Annotated in this window: 18 protein-coding genes; 10 read left to right on the plus strand and 8 right to left on the minus strand. The window is 64.0% G+C overall.

What is annotated here, in order from left to right; translation table 11 throughout:
* Nucleotides 1-4: 4 nt before the first annotated feature.
* The 4 genes from NKH35_RS06225 to NKH35_RS06240 are packed head-to-tail and all read left to right on the plus strand — an operon-like array spanning nucleotide 5 to nucleotide 3,709.
* Entirely contained in the window at nucleotides 5-709 is a 705-nt protein-coding gene (locus NKH35_RS06225) for a CerR family C-terminal domain-containing protein (RefSeq protein WP_023687507.1), read from the plus strand.
* The gene (locus NKH35_RS06230; protein ID WP_023687506.1) at nucleotides 706-1,659 is read left to right on the plus strand and encodes an HlyD family secretion protein; all 954 of its coding nucleotides are present in this window, start codon (nucleotides 706-708) and stop codon (nucleotides 1,657-1,659) included. Before NKH35_RS06225 ends, NKH35_RS06230 begins: the two co-directional genes overlap by 4 nt.
* A complete protein-coding gene (locus NKH35_RS06235; RefSeq protein ID WP_023673289.1) occupies nucleotides 1,656-2,576 on the plus strand; it encodes an ABC transporter ATP-binding protein in 921 nt (306 codons plus the stop codon). The genes NKH35_RS06230 and NKH35_RS06235 overlap by 4 nt, the downstream gene beginning before the upstream one ends.
* Nucleotides 2,573-3,709 (plus strand): ABC transporter permease, encoded by a 1,137-nt coding sequence (locus NKH35_RS06240; RefSeq protein WP_023696062.1) that lies wholly within the window; start codon nucleotides 2,573-2,575, stop codon nucleotides 3,707-3,709. Before NKH35_RS06235 ends, NKH35_RS06240 begins: the two co-directional genes overlap by 4 nt.
* Before the next feature lie 4 nt (nucleotides 3,710-3,713).
* Here NKH35_RS06240 and NKH35_RS06245 read toward each other — a convergent pair whose 3' ends face one another.
* The 3 genes from NKH35_RS06245 to NKH35_RS06255 are packed head-to-tail and all read right to left on the minus strand — an operon-like array spanning nucleotide 3,714 to nucleotide 5,697.
* Nucleotides 3,714-4,313, minus strand: coding sequence for a DNA-3-methyladenine glycosylase (locus tag NKH35_RS06245; RefSeq protein WP_023710377.1), 600 nt, complete (start codon nucleotides 4,311-4,313; stop codon nucleotides 3,714-3,716).
* 17 nt (nucleotides 4,314-4,330) lie between these two features.
* Nucleotides 4,331-4,711, minus strand: a complete 381-nt coding sequence (locus NKH35_RS06250; RefSeq protein ID WP_023732782.1) for a nuclear transport factor 2 family protein — start codon at nucleotides 4,709-4,711, stop codon at nucleotides 4,331-4,333.
* Between the two features lie 8 nt (nucleotides 4,712-4,719).
* Nucleotides 4,720-5,697, minus strand: coding sequence for a threonine ammonia-lyase (locus NKH35_RS06255; protein WP_023673293.1), 978 nt, complete (start codon nucleotides 5,695-5,697; stop codon nucleotides 4,720-4,722).
* A gap of 195 nt (nucleotides 5,698-5,892) precedes the next feature.
* On the opposite strand from NKH35_RS06255, the gene NKH35_RS06260 reads away from it, so the two are divergent.
* Both NKH35_RS06260 and NKH35_RS06265 read left to right on the plus strand, forming a co-directional pair.
* Nucleotides 5,893-7,914, plus strand: coding sequence for a hydantoinase/oxoprolinase N-terminal domain-containing protein (locus NKH35_RS06260; RefSeq protein ID WP_352913802.1), 2,022 nt, complete (start codon nucleotides 5,893-5,895; stop codon nucleotides 7,912-7,914).
* A 132-nt stretch (nucleotides 7,915-8,046) separates the two neighbouring features.
* On the plus strand, nucleotides 8,047-10,218 hold the full coding sequence (locus NKH35_RS06265; RefSeq protein ID WP_023732780.1) for a malate synthase G: 2,172 nt from the start codon (nucleotides 8,047-8,049) through the stop codon (nucleotides 10,216-10,218).
* 208 nt (nucleotides 10,219-10,426) lie between these two features.
* On the opposite strand, the gene NKH35_RS06270 is transcribed toward NKH35_RS06265, so the two are convergent.
* Both NKH35_RS06270 and NKH35_RS06275 read right to left on the minus strand, forming a co-directional pair.
* Nucleotides 10,427-11,959 carry a YifB family Mg chelatase-like AAA ATPase gene (locus NKH35_RS06270; protein ID WP_352913804.1) on the minus strand — a complete coding sequence of 511 codons (1,533 nt, stop codon included), beginning with the start codon at nucleotides 11,957-11,959 and terminating at the stop codon, nucleotides 10,427-10,429.
* 248 nt (nucleotides 11,960-12,207) lie between these two features.
* Nucleotides 12,208-13,272, minus strand: a complete 1,065-nt coding sequence (locus NKH35_RS06275) for a glycosyltransferase (RefSeq protein ID WP_156937160.1) — start codon at nucleotides 13,270-13,272, stop codon at nucleotides 12,208-12,210.
* A 76-nt stretch (nucleotides 13,273-13,348) separates the two neighbouring features.
* Between NKH35_RS06275 and NKH35_RS06280 the strand changes: the two genes are divergently transcribed.
* On the plus strand, nucleotides 13,349-13,876 hold the full coding sequence (locus NKH35_RS06280; protein WP_084023689.1) for a glycosyltransferase family 2 protein: 528 nt from the start codon (nucleotides 13,349-13,351) through the stop codon (nucleotides 13,874-13,876).
* Nucleotides 13,877-13,950: 74 nt separating this feature from the next.
* The gene (locus NKH35_RS06285; RefSeq protein WP_156937159.1) at nucleotides 13,951-14,529 is read left to right on the plus strand and encodes a glycosyltransferase family protein; all 579 of its coding nucleotides are present in this window, start codon (nucleotides 13,951-13,953) and stop codon (nucleotides 14,527-14,529) included.
* A 92-nt stretch (nucleotides 14,530-14,621) separates the two neighbouring features.
* Here the strand turns inward: NKH35_RS06285 and gshB are convergent, their stop codons facing one another.
* From gshB to NKH35_RS06300, 3 genes are all read right to left on the minus strand, one after another.
* On the minus strand, nucleotides 14,622-15,575 hold the full coding sequence (gene gshB / locus NKH35_RS06290) for a glutathione synthase (RefSeq protein ID WP_352498485.1): 954 nt from the start codon (nucleotides 15,573-15,575) through the stop codon (nucleotides 14,622-14,624).
* An 80-nt stretch (nucleotides 15,576-15,655) separates the two neighbouring features.
* Nucleotides 15,656-16,030: a GtrA family protein gene (locus tag NKH35_RS06295; RefSeq protein WP_023681308.1), complete on the minus strand. Its 375-nt coding sequence runs from the start codon at nucleotides 16,028-16,030 to the stop codon at nucleotides 15,656-15,658.
* A 4-nt stretch (nucleotides 16,031-16,034) separates the two neighbouring features.
* Nucleotides 16,035-17,039: a glycosyltransferase gene (locus tag NKH35_RS06300; RefSeq protein WP_352913807.1), complete on the minus strand. Its 1,005-nt coding sequence runs from the start codon at nucleotides 17,037-17,039 to the stop codon at nucleotides 16,035-16,037.
* A gap of 124 nt (nucleotides 17,040-17,163) precedes the next feature.
* Between NKH35_RS06300 and NKH35_RS06305 the strand changes: the two genes are divergently transcribed.
* Together NKH35_RS06305 and NKH35_RS06310 are read left to right on the plus strand one after the other, a co-directional pair.
* Complete coding sequence (locus NKH35_RS06305; RefSeq protein ID WP_352913809.1) at nucleotides 17,164-18,963, plus strand: GtrA family protein; 1,800 nt, start codon at nucleotides 17,164-17,166, stop codon at nucleotides 18,961-18,963.
* A gap of 100 nt (nucleotides 18,964-19,063) precedes the next feature.
* Nucleotides 19,064-20,413, plus strand: coding sequence for a putative bifunctional diguanylate cyclase/phosphodiesterase (locus NKH35_RS06310; RefSeq protein ID WP_023681311.1), 1,350 nt, complete (start codon nucleotides 19,064-19,066; stop codon nucleotides 20,411-20,413).
* Nucleotides 20,414-20,481: the final 68 nt, after the last annotated feature.

A 20,481-nucleotide genomic window follows, 5' to 3' on the forward strand; every position in this document is an offset into this window, starting at 1 on the left:
CCACATGATCAAATCCGCGCCCAACAAAATGCCTCGCCAGGAGACATCGCCCGCCGAGCAGACGCGCGCCGCACTGGTGCTGGCCGCGCTCAAACTGTTTGGGCGGCAGGGCTTCGACGGCACCTCGACGCGCGAGATCGCGGCGGAGGCGAAGGCCAACATCGGCTCCATCGCCTATCATTTCGGCGGCAAGGAAGGGCTGCGCGGGGCCGCCGCCGACCACATCGTTGAGACCATCCAGGCGGTTGCCGGCCAGGCGCTCGGCGGCATGCAGCTGCAAGGTCAAGCCAGTTCAGAGACGGCGCGGGCGCAGCTCTCGACCGCATTGGAGCGGATGGTAGGATTTGTCGTCGCCAGGCCGGAGGCGGGCGAGATCGTACAATTCGTACTTAGAGAGTTGTCGCATCCGACGGCCGCCCTCGACCGCATCTATGACGGGGTGTTCGAACCGACGCATCGCCGCCTCTGCCAGATCTGGGAACAGGCGACGGGCGAGCCGGCCGAGAGCGAGGCCACCAAGCTCGTGGTCTTCACGCTGATCGGCCAGGTCATCTATTTCCGCATCGGCCGCGAAGCAGTGATGCGTCGTATGGGCTGGCGCGAGATCGGTAACACCGAAGCCGCCAAGGTGGTGGCGGCGGTCACAAGCAATCTTGGCGCCATACTGGCGGCCCGAAATCCGGTCGCCCGCAAGGAGGGCAAGCGATGAGTTTTCTCTGTTCCCTGCCGCTCGCAGCCCAGCTGTTCGGCGCCTGCGCGCCGGCAGCGCCGCTTGCCGTCGGCTATGTCGAGGGCGACTATGTCTTGCTGGCGCCGATCGAAGTGGCGCAGGTCGAGACCGTCGCGGTCAAGCGCGGCGACCGTGTTGTATCAGGCACGCCGGTGGTGACTCTCGAAAGCGCCGACGCAAAAATCGCCGTCGCCCAGGCAGAGGCCGCGCTCGCCCAGGCGCAGGCGCAGCTGGCCGACCTGCAGATCGGCAAGCGGCCGGAGGAGATCGCGGTGCTGAAGGCCGAGGTCGACATGGCCAAGGCCCAGGCCACGGATGCCAAGCGCAAATACGACCGCGCCGCCGACCTGTTCAAGCGCGGTGCCGGCACGCAGGCCGACTACGACACCGCCGCCGCGACGCTGGAGACCGCCAATGCGCAGGTCGGCCAGGCGCAGGCCAACCTCGCCGTCGGTGGTCTGCCTGCGCGTCCCGAAACGATCAAGGCGGCAGACAATCAGGTCAAACAGGCACAGTCGGCGTTGAAGCAGGCTGAGTGGCGGCTATCGAAGCGCGTGCTGGCGGCACCCTCGCCCGGCCGCATCAATGACGTCATCCGCAATCCCGGCGACACCGCCGGTCCGACCGCGCCTGTCATTTCGATGTTGCCGGACGGTGCGGTAAAGCTCAGCGTCTATGTCCCGGAAAGTGCGTTCTCGTCGATCAAGGTCGGCACGCTGCTTGTCGTCCATTGCGACGGCTGCGGGCCGGAGGTGAAGGCGCGCGTCAGCTATGTCTCGCCCGACCCGGAATTCACCCCGCCGGTGATCTACTCGCTCGAGAACCGGCAGAAGCTGGTCTACCTCGTCGAGGCGCGGCCTGAGGGCAAGGCGCAAGCGCTGCAGCCGGGACAGATCGTCGATGTCGAGCTGGCGGCCTCCGCAAAATGAACGCCATCGACGTTCATGGCTTGGTCAAGCGTTTCGGCGACAAGACTGTCGTCGACCATGTGACGATGACGGTGGCCGAGGGCGAGATCGTCGGCTTTCTCGGGCCCAACGGGTCCGGCAAGACGACGACCATCCGCATCATGTGCGGCCTGCTGACGCCCGACGAGGGCGAAGGTACGGTGCTGGGTTTCAACATCCGCACCGAGTCGCTCCGCATCAAGCGCGAAGTCGGCTACATGACGCAGAAATTCTCGTTCTACGAGGATTTGACGATCGGCGAGAATCTCGAATTCGTGGCGCGGCTCTACCGGCTGAAGCCGGTCGAGGAGCATGTGTCGAAAACGCTGGAAGAGCTTGGCCTGACGAGCCGCCGCAACCAGCTCGCCGGCACGCTGTCGGGCGGCTGGAAGCAGCGGCTGGCACTGGCCGCCTGCATCATGCACAAGCCGAAGCTGCTGCTGCTCGACGAGCCGACCGCCGGCGTCGATCCGAAGGCGCGGCGCGAATTCTGGGACGAGATCCACCGGCTGGCGAGCGGCGGTCTGACCGTGCTGGTCTCCACCCATTACATGGACGAGGCCGAGCGCTGCCACCGCATCAGCTACATCTCCTACGGCAAGATGCTGGCCACCGGCACGGTGGACGAGGTGGTGACGAATGCCGGTCTGACCACCTTCGTGCTGCAGGGACCGCGCCTCGACCAGGTCGCCGATGCACTCAGGGACCGGCCCGGCGTCGACCAGGTGGCGCCGTTCGGCGCGACGCTGCATGTCGTCGGCTCCGACAAGGCAAAGCTCGAAAAGGCGCTCGCCGATGTCGAGAAGGAGCACAAGGGTGTCAGCGTAAAACCCGGCGAGACCAGCCTTGAGGACGTCTTCATCCAGTTCATGTCCGGCTCGAAGGACAATATGGCATGAACAGCGTCTTCTCCTTCGCAAGGCTAGGTGCGCTGCTGATCAAGGAATTCATCCAGATGCGGCGCGACCGCATCACCTTCGCCATGATGCTGGGCGTGCCGCTTTTGCAGCTGGTGCTGTTCGGCTACGCCATCAACAACGATCCCAAAAGCCTGCCTGCCGCACTGGTGGCGACCAGCAACGACCCCTACACCCGCGCCATTGTCGCGGCCCTGCAGACGACCGGCTACTACCGCTTCGACCATGTCGCGCAAAGTGCCGAGGATGCTGAATTCCTGATGGCGCGCGGCGATGTCGCCTTCGTCGTCACCATCCCGGCCGATTTCGGCCGCCGGGTGGAGCGCGGCGACAATCCGCAGATCCTGATCGAGGCCGACGCAACCGACCCGGCCGCCGCCAGCGGCGCCATCTCGACGCTAAGCAAAGTGGCCAGCCAGGCGCTGCTTCGGGCGCAAGGCATGCAGGAGGCGGCGAGTGAGGCCGCCAGGGGCCAGCTCGATGTGGTGGTGCACCAGCGCTACAATCCGGAAGGCATCTCGCAATACAACATCGTGCCCGGCCTGCTCGGCGTCATCCTGCAGATGACCCTGGTGATGATGACCTCGATCGCGCTGACCCGGGAGACCGAGCGCGGCACTATGGAAAACCTGCTCGCCATGCCGTCCAGCCCGTTCGAGATCATGCTGGGCAAGGTGCTGCCCTATCTGGTGGTCGGCGGCGTCCAGGTGGTGGTGGTGCTGGCGGCGTCGAAGCTTCTGTTCGCCATTCCTTTCACCGGCTCGATGTCGCTGCTGCTTACCGCCGTATTGGTGTTCGTGCTGGCGCTGGTGCTGCTTGGCTACACCATCTCGACCATCGCCCGCACGCAGATGCAGGCGCTGCAGCTGACCTTCTTCTTCTTCCTGCCGTCGATCCTGCTGTCCGGCTTCATGTTCCCCTATCGCGGCATGCCGGGCTGGGCGCAGACCTTCGGCGAGATTTTCCCGCTGACGCATTTTCTGCGCATCACCCGCGCGGTGATGCTGAAGGGCGCTGAACTGCCGGCGGTTGCGGGCGAGATCGCCTGGCTGGTCGGGTTCGTGGCCTTGTTTGCCGGCGTCGCATTGGTGCGGTTCAGGCGCACGCTCGACTGAGCGTTCAGGAATTGACCGATCGCGGACCGCTGACGAACGGGCTGCCCCTGACATAGAACCGCAGCGGGCGGTCCGCATCCTTCGTGATGCCGATGCGGATGCCTTGGCCGATGTCGCTGGCCTGATGCTCGTCGGCTGCCAGCCATAGCGGGCCTTGGCGGCACAGATCGAGGCCGTCCAGCGAACGGTCGATCCGCAATGCCTGGGCGAGCCGCCCCGGCCCGCGCGCCAGGTCGCGCAGGCGCTCCACGCCCCGGTTCAGCCGCATGATGGCGATGCCTTCGAGCGGCTCCAGCGCCCGGATCAGCACGCCGGTGCCGGTGCCCGGCCCCTCGCTCGAGACATTGAGCATCCAGGAGACCCCATAGGCGAGGTAGACGTAGGCGTGTCCGGGCCCGAGGAACAGCGAACGGTTGCGCGGCGTCATGCCGCGATAGCCGTGCCCGGCGGCGTCGCCGGTGACATAGGCCTCGGTCTCGACGATACGGCCGCTGACGATGCCTTCCGGCAGCTCCCGCACCACGAGCTTGCCGATGAGATAGCGGGCGAGATCGGCCGTATCATCAGGCAGTTCGGCACGATCGAGCGGATGGTGGCCGGTCATGCTACCGCCGCCGTGTTTCAAGGTATCCGTTCGACCCATTGCGCGCGCGACTGCCCCGGCTCGAACGGATCGCCGAAATACTGGGTCTCGCGAACCACCTTGCCATCGACGAACTCCATGATGCTCACCGTATAGGACGGAATCCCGTCATAGGTCAGGACATATTCGGTGATCCAGAGGTCGCCTGACCCGGTGATCCGCCGCACGGCAAAGCGCTTCCGGTTGGGCTGCGTGGCGCGCGACGACTGGATGTTGTGCCGTCCGCTGATGCGCTCGCCTGATTGCGGATAATCGAGCACCGCGTCCTCGCGATAGATCTGATGCTCCGTCTCGAGATCATTGGCATCGGAGGCAGCCCAATGGCGCTCGAGAGCCGCCCTTATCTCAGCGTCTGCCATATCGGTTCTCAGGCCGCGGCCATGATCTCGGCATAGGTGGTGAAATCGACATTGCCGCCTGACAGCACGACGGCGACGCATTTGCCCGACAGTTCGATCTCGCCTGACGAGAGCGCCGCCAGCGCCACGCAGCCGCCGGGTTCGACCACCAGCTTGAGATGGGCCATGGCGTCGCGCACCGCCTGTGCGGCCGCCTTGTCGGAGACGGCGATGGCGCCGGCGAGGTTCTTGCGGTTGATCTCGAAGGTGATGGCACCGGGCTCTGCGGTGAGGATGGCATCGCAGATCGAACTGTGGCCGGGCTCGTTGGAAACCCTTTTTCCTTCGATCAGCGAGCGGCGGGTGTCGTCGAAATGCTCGGGCTCAACGGCCCAGACTGCTGTGGCCGGCGAGGCATCCTTGACGGCGATCGAAATGCCGCTCGTCAGGCCGCCGCCTCCACAGGGAATGACGACCGCATCGAGGCTGACGCCGAGCGCTTTTGCCTGGCGCATCAGTTCGAGACCGATCGTGCCCTGGCCGGCGATGATGGCCGGATCGTCGAAAGGAGGCACCAGCACCATGCCCTTGTCCATGTAGGGTCGCACCACCGTCATGCGGTCGTCGCGAAAGCGGTCGAACGGCACCACTTCTGCGCCCATCTTGCGAACATTGGCGATCTTCATCGCCGGCGCGTCGGCCGGCATGGCAATGACCGCCTTGACGCCGAACATGGCAGCCGCCGCGGCGACGCCCTGAGCATGGTTGCCTGAGGAGAAGGCGACGACGCCGCGGCTGCGCTCTTCTTCGCTCAGCGAAGACAGTTTGTTGTAGGCGCCGCGGAATTTGAACGAGCCGGTGCGCTGCAGCGTCTCCGGCTTGAACAGGATGCGGCCGCCGAAGCGTTTGTTGAGTTCCAGCGATTCGATCAAGGTCGTTTCGGCGATCAGGCCGGAGAGCCGCGCGGCGGCGGCATGGATGTCGGCGATGCCGGGAAGCGTGGTCATGGCGAAGTCCTGAAAGGGATGAGATCGGCGCATGGTGCACGCAAAGGCAGGCCACGCACCAATGAAAAAATGTGACCGTTACAAAGTTTGGCGGGCATGAGCGGCGACGAGGGTCAAACTGGCCCACCTCTCCCGCCTTTATCCGCCGGGCCGTATCGGCTAAGGGCGGGGGAGCAGAATCCCGGACCGCCAGACATGACCGCCAAGCCAAAACCCCTGTTCCTCGGTATCGACACCGGTGGCACCTATACCGATGCCGTGCTGTGGTCGGAACAAGGCGGGCCAAAAGGCAAGGTGCTGGCCAAGGCCAAGGCGCTGACCACGCGGCACGATCTTGCCGTCGGCATTTCCGGCGCGGTCGATGCGGTGCTGGGAAAATCGGCCACCGATCCGGCCGCGATCAAACTCGTGTCGATGTCGACGACGCTCGCCACCAATGCGCTGGTCGAGGGCCAGGGTGGGCGTGTGGCGCTCATCATGATCGGCTTTACCGGGGCCGACCTTGCGCGCGACGGGCTGAAGACGGCGCTCGGCACCGATCCGGTGGTGTTTTGTCCGGGCGGCCATGACGTGCACGGCAATGCGGCCAAGCTCGATCTGTCGGGGCTGGAAGCAGCACTCCCTGAACTCGGCGCCTCGGTGTCGGGCTTTGCCGTGTGCGCCTATTTCGCCACCCGCAACCCGGCGCATGAACTCGCCGCGCGCGACCTCATCCGCGAAAAGACCGGCCTGCCGGTGACCGCCAGCCATGAATTGTCGGCCAAGCTCGGCGGTCCGCGTCGCGCGCTCACCACCTTGCTCAACGCCAGGCTGATCTCGATGATCGACCGGCTGGTGGCGGCAACCGAAGGATTTTTGGAAGCCCGCAACATCGCAGCGCCCTTGATGGTGGTGCGCGGCGATGGCGCGCTGGTTTCGGCGGCGTTTGCCCGCCAGCGGCCGATCGAGACCATCCTCTCCGGCCCGGCCGCCAGCCTGGTCGGCGCCCGCCACATGACGGGCCTGGACAACGCCATGGTGTCGGACATTGGCGGCACCACCACCGATGTCGCCGTGCTCGACGGCGGCCGTCCTCGGCTCGATCCCGAAGGCGCCACCGTCGGCGGCTTCCGCACCATGGTCGAGGCGGTCGCCATGCGCACTTTCGGCCTCGGCGGCGATTCCGAAGTGGCACTGGAAGATGGCGCGCTCAACCCGAAAATCCTGCTCGGGCCGCGCCGCCTGGTGCCGCTGGCGCTGGCCGGCATGATGCATGGTGTTTCCGTGACATCGGAGCTCGAGCGCCAGCTCAGGGCGCCCAACCCCGGCCGCATGGACGGCCGCTTTGCGCTGCGCACGGGCGTGCCGGACAGGCTCGCCGCCGGCCTGACCGCGCCCGAGGCGAAACTGTATGAACTCATTGGTGCCGTGCCGCTCGCCATCGACAGGCTGCTCACCTCGAACGCCCAGAACGCCACGCTGAACCGGCTGGTCTCGCGCGGTCTTGTGCATATCTCGGGCTTCACCCCTTCGGACGCCGCCCATGTGCTCGGCAAGCAGGCCAACTGGGACCCGCTTGCGGCCCGGCTCGGCGCCGAACTGTTTGCCCGCAAGCGCGACGGCCGCGGCCAGTACATCGCGCCGTCTCCAGAGGTGATTTCCGAACGGGTGCTGCTGACGCTGACGCGCTGGTCGGCCGAATACATTCTGGAGACCGCCTTTGCCGAAGACGGGCTGGATGGCGCCGCCACCGTCGCGCATGCGCTGGTGCAGCGCGCCGTCGATTCCCATCCCGGCATCGCAAGGCTCAGCGTCGCGCTCGATCGTCCGGTCATCGGCCTCGGCGCCTCGGCGCCGCTGCACTATGCCGGCTTGGCCGAGCTGGTCGGTAATGAGTGCGTGGTGCCGGAGGATACCGACGTCGCCAACGCACTCGGCGCCGTCGTCGGCCAGGTCCGCGTCTCGGCCGAAGCCCGCGTCAGCCAGCCTAAGGAAGGTTTGTTTCGTTTGGCGTCGGGGCAAACGGTGCGCGACTTCACGGACGAGGCCAAGGCGATCGCGGCAGCGGAGGCTGATGTGCGGGCGATCGTAGCCGAGCGGGCGAAGGATGCCGGCACGGATAATGCCGAGATCGACGTTTCGACCGAGTTCAAGGTGTCTACCGTTGAGGCCCAACGGATGTTTATCGAAGCGCATGTGGTGGCGGTTGCATCGGGTCGGCCGAGGATTGCGGTTTAGGTAATCTCCCCCTTGGGGTCCCCTTGGGGGGAGATCAGCAGCTTCAAAATCCCCGCCTTCACCCTAAGCTGAATTGACCCTTCACCCCTGACATGCCAAAGGCCGCAAAGCCTTTCATCTGGAGAAGCCCTGATGACCGATCGCGTCGAGATCGCCGGATTGCGGATTGCCCGCGAACTGCATGACTTTGTCGGCGAAGCGCTGCCGGGGACCGGTATTGCCGCCGACGCCTTCTGGAACGGCTTTTCGTCCATCGTCCATGATCTCGCGCCGAAGAACCGGGCGCTGTTGGCCAAACGCGACGCCATGCAGGAACAGATCGACGCCTGGTACCGCGCCAATGGCGCGGCCATCGACATGGAGGCCTACAAAACCTTCTTGCGTGAGATCGGCTATCTCGTGCCCGAAGGGCTGGCCTTCTCCGTGTCGACCGACAATGTCGACCCCGAGATCGCCAGCGTTGCCGGGCCGCAGCTGGTGGTGCCGGTGATGAATGCGCGTTATGCGATCAACGCCGCCAATGCCCGCTGGGGCTCGCTCTACGATGCGCTCTACGGCACCGACGCCATTGCCGAGACCGGTGGCGCCGAGAAGGGTAAAAGCTTCAACCCCGTGCGCGGCGCCAAGGTGGTTGCCTGGGCGAGGAGTTTTCTGGACGAGTCCGTGCCGCTCACCTCGGGCAAATGGGCCGGCGTGAACGGGCTGACGGTTTCGGGTGGCACCTTGCGGCTCGGCGCCGGCGCCGGCGGCACCACGCTGGCCAACCCGAAACAATTTGCCGGCTATCGCGGCGACGGTGCCAACCCGGAAGCCATCCTGCTGGTCCAGAACGGCCTGCACATCGAGATCCTCATCGACCGCACCAACCAGATCGGCCGCACCGACCCGGCCGGCATTGCCGACGTGATCCTGGAATCGGCGCTGACCACCATCCAGGACTGCGAGGATTCGGTCGCGGCGGTGGATGCCGAGGACAAGGTCATCGTCTACCGCAACTGGCTCGGCCTGATGAAGGGCGATCTGGCGGAGGAAATCAGCAAGGGCGGCAAAACCTTCACGCGCAAGCTCAATCCGGACCGCGCCTGGACCGCGCCCAGTGGTGGCGCGCTGAGCTTGCCTGGCCGCTCGCTGATGCTGGTGCGAAACGTCGGTCACCTCATGACCAATCCGGCCATCCTCGACCGCGATGGCAACGAGGTGCCGGAAGGCATCTTGGATGCGGCGATGACGGCGCTGATCGCGCTGCACGATGTCGGCGCCAACGGGCGTCGGATGAATTCCCGCACGGGCTCGATGTATGTGGTGAAGCCGAAGATGCATGGGCCGGAGGAAGTCGCCTTCGCAGTCGAGATTTTCGACCGCGTCGAAGCGCTGCTCGGTATGGCGGCAAACACCATCAAGATGGGCATCATGGACGAGGAGCGGCGCACCACCGTCAACCTGAAGGAGGCGATCCGCGCCGCCAAGGAGCGCGTCGTGTTCATCAACACCGGCTTCCTCGACCGCACCGGCGACGAGATCCACACCTCGATGGAAGCCGGGCCGATGATCCGCAAGGGCGACATGAAGCAGGCCGCCTGGATCTCCGCCTATGAGGCGTGGAATGTCGACATCGGGCTCGAATGCGGGCTCGCCGGTCATGCCCAGATCGGCAAGGGCATGTGGGCGATGCCGGATCTGATGGCGGCGATGCTGGAACAGAAGATCGCCCATCCCAAGGCCGGCGCCAACACCGCCTGGGTGCCGTCGCCGACAGCGGCGACGCTGCACGCCACGCACTATCACAAGGTCGATGTCCACGCCGTCCAGGCGGCGCTGAAGAGCCGGCCGAAGGCGAAGCTCGATGATATATTGTCGGTGCCGGTGGCGGTGCGGCCGAACTGGACCCCCGACGAGATCCAGCGCGAGCTCGACAACAATGCGCAAGGCATTCTGGGCTATGTCGTGCGCTGGATCGACCAGGGCGTCGGCTGCTCGAAAGTGCCCGACATCAACGATGTCGGCCTGATGGAAGACCGCGCCACGCTGCGCATCTCCTCGCAGCACATCGCCAACTGGCTGCACCACAAGGTTTGCTCCGAAATTCAGGTGATGGATTCGCTGCGGCGCATGGCAGCGATCGTCGACCTCCAAAATGTCGGCGACCCGCTCTACCGCCCGATGGCCACCGATTTCGACAATTCCATCGCCTTCCACGCCGCCTGCGACCTGGTGTTCAAGGGTCGCGAGCAGCCGAACGGCTATACGGAGCCGGTGCTTCACGCGCGGAGGCTGGAGCTGAAGGCGAAAGAGCGGGCGAATTAGCGCCTGCGTTTCCCTCCCCCTTGAGGGGAGGGTGGCCCGAAGGGCCGGGTGGGGTCCTGCGTGAAGTGCGGCGACTCCCTTCGGACGGCACTACAAGCAATGTCATCGCAGAGGCCCTTTCTCGGCTCGGCTTCAAAAAAAAGATCGAGCATTCTTCGGCGACCCCACCCGGCCGCTTCGCGGTCACCTTCCCCTCAAGGGGGGAGGGTTACGCCGCCTGCGCCACCCGCTCCGACATCATGCGGTAGGAAATCGCCTCGGCCAGGTGAATGCGGCCGACGGTTTCGCTGGCGTCGAGGTCGGCCAGTGTGCGCGCCACTTTAAGCACGCGGTGATAGGCGCGCGCAGAAAAGCCGAGTTTCTCGCTGGCATCTTTAAGCAGCGACAGGCCGGCTGCATCCGGCGCGGCGATGTCCTCGATAACAGAAGGCGAGCAATGGGCGTTGGTGGTGGCGCTTGTGACGCCCAGCCGCTCGAACCGCTCGCGCTGGATGGTGCGGGCGCGCGCCACGCGCTGGGCGACCGCCGCGCTCTTCTCCGCCCGGTCGGGCCGGATCAGGTCGGCGGCCGAGACAGCCGGTACCTCGATCCTGAGGTCGATGCGGTCGAGCAGCGGGCCTGAGATGCGCGCCTGGTAGTCGGTGCGGCAGCGTTCACCGCGCAGGCAGCGATAGCCGGGCTCGCCGGCCATGCCGCAACGGCACGGGTTCATCGCCGCTACCAGCTGGATGCGCGCTGGATAGGTGACGCGGTGGTTGGCGCGCGCGATCATGCAGTCGCCGGTCTCCAGCGGCTGGCGCAACGCATCCAAGGTCTGCGGCGTGAATTCGGGAAACTCGTCGAGGAACAGGACGCCGTTATGGGCAAGCGATACTTCGCCCGGCCGCGCCCTGATGCCGCCGCCGACCATTGCCGCCATCGAAGCCGAATGGTGCGGGGCGCGGAACGGCCGCCGGTCGGTGAGCTTGCCTTCGCCGAGCTCGCCGGCCACCGAGGCGATCATCGAGACTTCAAGAAGTTCCTTCGGTGCCAGTGGCGGCAGAATTGAAGGCAGCCTCTGCGCCAGCATCGATTTTCCCGAGCCGGGAGGCCCGACCATCAACAGATTGTGGCCGCCGGCCGCCGCCACTTCCAGCGCCCGCTTGGCGCTTTCCTGGCCCTTGATGTCGCAGAGGTCGGGCAGGTCGCGCGCCGAGACATGGATGCCGGGCTCGGGCCGCGACAGCACCTGCGTGCCGCGAAAATGATTGGCGATGGCAATCAGGCTGCGCGGCGCCAATATGTCGAAATCCTTGCCCGCCCAGGCCGCTTCCGGCCCGCAGCCGAACGGGCAGATCAGGCCTTTTCCCTCGGCATTGGCGCCGATCGCCGCCGGCAGCGCGCCGGCCACCGCGGCAATGGTGCCGTCGAGCGACAATTCACCCAGCACGACATAAGACGCCAGCATATCGCCCGGAATGGCGCCGAGTGCCGCCATCAGGCCGAGCGCGATCGGCAGGTCGTAATGGCTCCCTTCCTTGGGCAGGTCGGCAGGCGCCAGGTTGACCGTCACCTTCTTCGACGGCATTGACAGGCCCGAAGCGTGCAGCGCCGCCTGCACCCGCTCGCGGCTTTCGGCCACCGCCTTGTCGGCCAGGCCGACAATCTGCATGCCGACCTTGCCCGGCGCGATCATCACCTGGACATCGACCGGTACGGCCTCGATGCCCTGGAAAGCAACCGTGCGAACCCGCGCCACCATCTTGCTCTGCCCCCGGATATCAGCTCGCCTCGGCCTTGTGGTTCAGACCGCGAGCGACGTCAGGACAAGACAACCATAGATTTCAGGCCAAGGCAAGAACATTACAGGAACATGCATTCGTTGTGGTTGCAGCGCGCTGTGCCGGTTGCAAAAACGGAAGATGGTTGAGCAAAATGGAACGGCTGCTCCGCCTCCTCGACCGCGTTAACAAGGCGACTAGGCCCTTCGGCAATCTGAGGGTGTTGCTTCTAAGCGGTGATGAAGGCATCGACCGAACCTGAAAGCGATCGATCGATCGCGACCTGCGGTGGAAGCCACTCCATGACAGGATATCTGAAAGGCCAAGGCAGGGCGATCCGGCGCGAAGAGCCGCTCTCCAGAAAAATCTCGTTTACAAGGTCTATGAACCGCCCGCGGTCTCGTTCGATTCGTTTCAAAGTTTGCGAACGAATGTAATCCCGGGGAATTCGTCGCTCCTTCAGCGCTAAGACAGCCTCCGCGATGGATCGAGGATCGGGTGGAATTGTAAGCGAATAGTCATCATCCAGATAAAGGTCTCGGCCGCCATGGTTCGGCGTCGTGACCACTGGAAGCCCCGCGAGAAGATATTCCGTGCTTGCGAACATTGGTCCTTCAAGGTGAGAGAGACAGATTCCCACGGCTGCACGATTTAGATGCGTGTTCACCTGAGCCGGTGCCAATCGGACAGGCTTGCCGGTGCCGTCAAACTCGTTGATAAAGACGTGATGCGGCGCGAGCTCCCTATGCCGATTTATTCGCGCTCTTTCCGACTCCGTCGTGGAGGATCCGCTTGAATCTCGATAGAAGACAAATGCGCAACGCTGGATGCCAAGCGACAAGTCATGGCGCTTCCACGGAGCCAGTTGCGCATTGTAGATTGCATCAAATTCTACAGGGACGTCATCGAGAGGCCTGAATATGTGTTCGGAGGTTGTTGACGTCTTGTTGTGCAGGACGGCGGCCTCGCCGGACTGGTTCAACAGATCAGCCTCTGCCTGAGTGTTGGATAGGAAGATTAGCGAGTGACGGGGGTTCTTGAGTCTATGCAGAACGGCATAGGTCCGGATGGTTTTGACGCTAGCACTGTTTTCGATGGACCAGGTTGGCGAGATGAGAAACCAGGCGCGGTGGCTGCGTGGACGGAAAGGCATATGACTTGCTAATCCGAGCGGCGTACCGGACATTCCCGAATAGGATATGAACGGATCGTCCGACAGCAAACTGGCCTGAAGAGCAGGTTGCGACTTCGCGGAAGGGTGCCCTTTTCTGAGGTTGTGGCCATGACGCAGCATGGCTCTGACAATCTCGAATTTGGTAGGAGGGCGATACCCGTGCTGTAGGGTCAACATGCGGCAATTGCGATCTTGAGTGCGGAGAAAAACTCGCTTCGATAGAGAGAAATTTGGCAAAGAAACACCGCCATTTGATCGACGGAATATCTCAGGCGATCAAAACTGGTGTACGGAGAAGCGCCTCTTGAAAGAAAACATCGTCCCAAGCGGAGCTGGTTCTCACATCGCGCTACCAACCGTATCCGTTTGCGTAGGCTGTTTCAATCAAGAGGCATTCATCGACACTGCGATCCGATCCGTAGCGGCGCAGACATACACTGCGTTCGAATGCGTGGTGGTCGATGATTTTTCGACCGACGGTTCCCGCCGAAGGATTGAAGAGTGTCTGTCCCAGCTTGGCGACAGTCGTTTCCGCTTTCTGCCCCGACTGCAAAATGGCGGGCAGTTGACAGTAATGATGACCGGGCTTGACGCGACAGCCGGGCCCCTGATCTCCTTTCTTGACGGTGACGATGCTTGGCATCCTGACTTCATAGAATGCCATGTGAGAGCGCATCTCAGCCAAACCGTATCGCGGCAATGTCGAGCTCCGATGAGGTGGTGATAGATACGGCCGGCAACCTGCTTGCGGGCGGTCATCCCGTATTCCACCTGAACGACCCGCGATCGATGCCGAAAATGAGCGGCTACCTGCATGTCGACACCGAAGCTGACCCGACATTATTATTTATTGATCGGGGTACCGTGGGTTGGTTTTGGTCAACCACATCGGGGATGATGTTTCGTCGAGCTCCGCTTGAAATCATGCGTCCATCCGATCCGGACGAAATAAAGATATGTGCCGATGGTTATATGGCTCGTGCCGCCCATATGATCGGCGGAACCGTGAGGATTGGGCGGGCTCTTGGCAGTTATCGGCTTCACGGCGGCAATGGCTGGGCGGACGGGCGCATCCTGGGTACCGGAGTTGGCCTCGGCAGGATGTCGCCTGATACTGAAATAGCGATACGGCGGGCACTGGCCAATCGTTGGTGCGAAGTGGCGCCGGGACTGGCGCATTTAATCTCCCGCCACTCAATGCGCAGGACCTTGGTCGACCTGATCGGACTGTCTGCGGCTTTTGCATTGCTGGAAAAGAACTCCGATGCGGGTTTTCTGCTGAAAGACTGGGCAACACCACAGCGAAAATTGCAGACCAGACTTATCGGTCTCCTTCCTCCGAAACTGAGGCCTCGGCGCTTCCGGGACATAGTTTGATCTGATGAGCCGCTTGCTCGGCAGTCTTACCCGATAAAGAGCATCTTTCGATGCTTCTCTGGACCCACCAAAGTCCTCCGTAGCAACGCACACTACGCGGTCGAATTCCGCCGCTTTTCCTCCACCGCGTCCCAGAACAGGCTGGCGATATCGGCGCCGCCAAAACGCTGCACTTCGCGCACGCCGGTTGGCGAGGTCACGTTGATCTCGGTCATGTAGTCGCCGATCACGTCGATGCCGACCAGGATGAAGCCGCGTTCTTTCAGCGATGGGCCGATGCGGGCGCAGATTTCGCGTTCGCGTTCCGTCAGCTCGGTCTTTTCGGCGCGGCCGCCGACATGCATGTTGGAGCGAGAATCGTGGTCGGCCGGCACGCGGTTGATGGCGCCGACCGCCTCGCCGTCGATCAGGATGATGCGCTTGTCGCCCTTACGCACATCCTTCAGATAGCGCTGGACGATATACGGCTCGCGTGACAGCTGGGCGAACATTTCGAGCAGTGAGGCGAGGTTGCGATCGTCTTCCTTGAGATGGAAGATGCCGGCGCCGCCATTGCCATAGAGCGGCTTGACGATGATGTCGCCGAATTCCTTGCGGAAGGCCGCGACCTCCTGGGGATCCTTGGTGATCAGCGTTTCGGGCATCAGATCGGGGAATTCGGTGACGAAGATCTTTTCCGGGCTGTTGCGCACCCAGGCCGGGTCGTTGACGACCAATGTCTTCGGGTGAATGCGCTCCAGAATATGCGTGGTGGTGATGTAATTCATGTCGAAGGGCGGATCCTGGCGCAGCAGGATCACATCCATCTCCGACAGGTCGGTGCGCACCTTGTCGCCCAGCGTATAATGATTGCCCTTCTCGTCACGGAGCTTCATCTCTTCGATGCGGGCAAACACCTTGCCGCCCAGCATCGACAGCCGGTCGGGCGTGTAGTGGAACAATTGGTGGCCGCGCCGCTGCGCCTCCAGCGACAGCGCAAAGGACGTGTCGCCGGCGATCGAGACGGTGGAGACATGGTCCATCTGGACGGCGATCTTCAGGGGCATCTTCTGGTCTCCAGCGGGCTCTGTCGCCGATATACGGAACTTGGCGGCTTCTGCCAATCGCGCTTGCTTGGCCCAGACCTTTACCGGTCGAAGACCAGCCGGGAGTAACCGAGGAAGGACAGCGCCATGGCGACCAGCGAGGCGACGGCAAGTGCCGCCAGCGGCGGCATTGCCGGCAGCGCGAACAGGATGGCGCAGTAGACGAGATAGTTGACAATGCTGGTGGCGATGCCGACGCCGCCATAGCGCGCGCCCTCCTGCGCCACGCCGCGGCTCGACGGCGAAAAGGTCAGGTGCCGGTTGATCTGCCAGGTGACGCACAGCGCAAAGCCGATCGACAGGACACGGGCGACGAAGGGACCGAGCGGCGTCACCGCCAAGAGCAGCCAGAGCACCGCGGCATCGGCGACGAAACCAACGCCGCCGGCCAGGACGAAGCGGGCGAGCCGGCTCACGGCCTCAGGCGGCCCGGGGCGTCTTGCCCGGTTCGGCCTTCGCTGTTTCGCTCGTGCGTTCGCGCCGTTCGACCCGGCCCGACGGGACGGAGAGATAGAAAATGCGCTTCTGCTCGGCGCGTCCGCGCGATACCGAATCGAGGATCAATCCGGTCACCATCGCAAGCATCGACAAGAGCAGCAGGCCGACCGACAGCACCCAGGTCGGCATGCGCGGCACGAGGCCGGTCTGGGCGAATTCGATCAGCACCGGCGTCATCAGGGTAAGGCTCGATGCCAGGAAGAAAATGGCGAAGGCGCCGAAGAAGCGCAGCGGCTGCGTCTCCTTCATCAGCATGGCGAACATCCACAGGATCCTGGCGCCGTCGCGATAGGTCGACAGCTTCGACGACGATCCCTCAGGCCGGCGGCCATAATCGAGCGCGATCTCGCTCACCGGCAGTTTCAGCTGCGAGGCATGCACCGACATTTCGGTCTCGATCTCGAAGCCGCCGGAAACGGCGGGAAAGCTCTTGACGAAGCGCCTCGAGAAGACGCGGTAGCCGGAGAAGATGTCGGTGAAGTCGGCGCCGAACAGCCGCTTGTAGAGGCTATTGAAGATGCGGTTGCCGAAGGCATGGCCGGAACGGCCGGCATCGTCGGTGACGCCGCGCCTGGTGCCAACCACCATGTCGCAGCGCTCGGTCTGCAGGATGTTGATCAGCAGCGAGGCATCTTCCGGCGCATAGGTGCCGTCGCCATCGGCCATCAGATAGATGTCCGCATCGATGTCGGCGAACATGCGCCGCACGACATTGCCCTTGCCCTGGCGCGGCTCGCGGATGACGATGGCGCCGGCCGCGCGGGCCTTTAATGCCGTCAGGTCGCGCGAATTGTTGTCATAGACATAGATCTCGGCCGATGGCAGCGTCTCGCGAAAGCGCCGCACCACCTCGGCGATGGTCAGTTCCTCATTGTAGCAAGGCAGGAGCACGGCAATGGCCGGCTCATGGCGGACTTCGTGCGGCATTTCCGTCTCCCGACGCCCGGCGGAGCCTCCGGCCGCGCTCATATGCGGCCTCGCTCAGGCGACTTTACTATTTATTGAAGCTGTTAAGGCTAGGTTTAAGGCCGCAGTCTTTCCGACGAAGGTCATGATGATGAACGCAGCCAAGGCGGGTGCTTCCTCCTGGAAGTCCGACATGACGCTGGCGCTGCTTGCCATGCTGGTGGTGCTGGCCGTCAATGCCGCCACGGGCTTTCGCGAATTGAGCAATGCCGGCGGCGACAATGACAGCCTGCTGCGGCTGGTCGAGGTTCGCGACATGCTGGCCGGCCAGGGCTGGTTCGACCTGCATCAGTACAGGATGGGGCCGGAAGGCGGTTTCGTCATGCACTGGTCGCGGCTGGTCGACGCACCGCTCGCCGCCATCATCCTCGCCGCCTCGGCGCTGACCGGCAGCATGGCCATGGCCGAAGCGATCGCACAGGTGCTGTGGCCGTCGCTGCTGTTTTGCCTGGCGGTGTTTTTTACGGCCCGTGCGGCACGCAGCTTCGCTGGCGTCGGCGCCGTGCTGCCCGCTATCGTCATCGGCGCTGCAGCGCTGCATTTCATCGGCATTTTCTTGCCGGGTGCGCTCGATCATCACAATGTCCAGCTGACGCTGACCATGGCCAGCCTCAGCCTGCTGCTCGAGGCGCCGGCGCGTCGCTGGGCGGCGCTGATTTCCGGGCTGTGTGCGGCCCTGACGCTGGCCGTCGGCATGGAAACCGCGCCCTATGTCGCCACCATCGGCGCCTGCATCGCTTTGCTGTTCGTCGTCGATCCCGGCGGCGAACGCCGGATCGCCAGGGATTTCGGTCTCGGCTTTGCCGGGGTTTCAGCCCTCGTCTTCGTCACCACCATCCCGCCATCGGCCATGGGCCAGCCGCAGTGCGATGCCTTCTCGGCTGTGCAGTTCGTGGTGGCGGCAATCGCCGGACTGGGGCTTGCCGCCGTGACGTCGCTCACGGCGTCCAATGGCACGGCCAGCCGCCGCCTGATCTCGCTTAGCCTGCTCGCGCTTGTGCTGGGCGCCGTCATCGTGGCGCTGTTTCCGCAATGCCTTGCGGCTCCCTACGCAAACCTCGATCCGCGCCTCAAGGAATTGTGGCTCGATCACATTGACGAGGCGCAGTCGCTGTTCAGTATTGCCGTCAGCGAGCCGGCGTCGCTGGCGGCGCGCTATGTCACGCCGCTGGTGGCGATCGCGCTGATGGCGCTTCGCCTGCGTGGGCCATGGCGCCGCCAGGACAGCCTCGTCGGCGCCTTGCTGGTCGGCGCCTTCATCGTCAGCGCCTGGCAGGTCCGCGGTTCGACATTCTCGATCGCCTTTGCCGTCATCCCGCTGTCGGCCTGGATCGCAAGCTGGCGCGAACGGGCTAGGATCAGCCCTGCGGGCAGCGTGTCGCTGCGCATGGCGGTGGTCTGGGTGGTGTCGGTGAATGCCGTCTGGGCCGGTGCTGCCGCCGCGACGTCGAGCGTATTCGAGGCCGACAAGGTCTCGGTCGAGGCACAGGACACCGACAGCGATCCGTCCTGCGAGCGCAAGGCCTCCTTCGCGGCGTTGGCCCGGCTGCCGGACACCACGGTGCTTGCCATTTCCAATCTCGGCTCGCCCATCCTGGCCTATTCCGGGCACCGCGTCTTTGCCGGCCCCTATCATCGCAACATCGCCGGCGACCTGCTTGCGCTCGATGCCTTCCTCGGATCGGCGGACCAGGCGAGGACGATCGCGGCGGCTCATCACGTCGGCCTGATGGCGCTCTGCCGCGGCAGCGCCGAAAGCAAGATGCTTGCCGCCAAGGCGCCGCAAGGCTTCCTGGCCAGGCTGATGCAGGGAAGCGTCCCCGATTGGCTCGAACCGGTGGCCGAAACGCGCGGAACCCCGGTCGAACTCTACCGCGTCCGCTAAAGCATCATTCGCCAGCGAAAAATCGATTTCGCGATACGCTTCCTAAACGCTTTGCTGCCAGTCTCAGCCTAAATTTCGGGCGTCACAAACAGGGATACCGATGCAAACGACGTTTGGCACCGGGCAGGCAAGCAGGGAAAACTCGGATCTGGCGTTCACCGATGCGCTGACCGGGCTTGGCAACCATCGCCGCTTCTTCGACAAGGTCGATCGCCTGATCAGCGACCGTGCAGACGATCCCGCGCCGTTCACGGTCGGCATTCTCGACCTCGACGGCTTCAAGCCGATCAACGATCTGTTCGGCCACAAGGCCGGCGACGACATATTGATCCAGGTGGCGATGCGGCTGCGCGCCTCGATGGACAGCCACTCTACGGTCTGCCGCATCGGCGCCGACGAATTCGCCTTCCTCTACCCGATGGTGTTCTCGGAGGAGGCGGCGGCCGAGAAGTCGCGCATGATGATCGAAATCCTGTCGGCGCCCTACGATGTCGGCGAACGCACCGCCAGGCTTTCGGCCTCGGTCGGCTGCTCGCTCTTTTATTCCGGCGACGAAACCACGGAAATCCTCGTCAACAAGGCCGAAACGGCGCTCTACCACGCCAAGCGTTCGGGCCGTGGCCGCGTCGTCGTCTACACCCGCGAAATGGAAGAGGCGGCCAAGCGCGTCACCCGCATCGAACAGGCGCTGCGCCGTGCCGTCTCGGCCGGTGAGGTCGAACCGCATTTCCAGCCCATCGTCGATTTGACCACCCGCCGCACCATCGGCTTCGAGACGCTGGCGCGCTGGACCGATCGCGACCTCGGCGTGGTGCCGCCGACCGTGTTCATCCCGATCGCCGAAGAGCGCGGCATCATCGGCCCGCTATCGCAGCTGGTGCTGCGCAAGGCGACGGAAGCGGCGCGCAGCTGGCCGAAGGACCTGTTCCTGTCCTTCAACCTGTCGCCCTCGCAGCTCGTCGACCAGAACACTGGCCTGCACATATTGTCGATCCTCGACCGCACCGGCTTCGATCCGCGACGGCTGGAGATCGAGATCACCGAAACCGGCCTGATGAACGATCCGGCCTCGGCCGAGAAGATCGTCGAGGACCTGCGTCGCGTCGGCATCCGCGTCTCGCTCGACGATTTCGGCACCGGCCAGTCCTCGCTCGGCCGCTTGCGCGAATTCCATTTCGACAAGCTCAAGATCGACCGCGCCTTCGTCTCCTCGATCCTCGACGACCGACCGTCGGAACACATCATCCGCGCCATTCTGGCCATGTGTGAAGGGCTCGGCATGGATGTCGTCGCCGAAGGCATCGAGGAGGAGGCGCAGGCCGACCGCCTCGTCCAGTTCGGCTGCGCCGGCGGCCAGGGCTATCTCTTCGGCAAACCGGTCGACGCCGACGCCACGCTCGGCTACCTCCGCGATTCCTATCGCGGCGCCCTCTACGCCAAGGCAGTCTGACCGGCGGTCTGGCCTGCGTCGAGCAAGTCAGCGGCGCGAGCCAAGATCGACTGTGGCCGCCATCTTGC

This window comes from Mesorhizobium sp. M1143 (assembly GCF_040318435.1).
GTDB lineage: Bacteria > Pseudomonadota > Alphaproteobacteria > Rhizobiales > Rhizobiaceae > Mesorhizobium.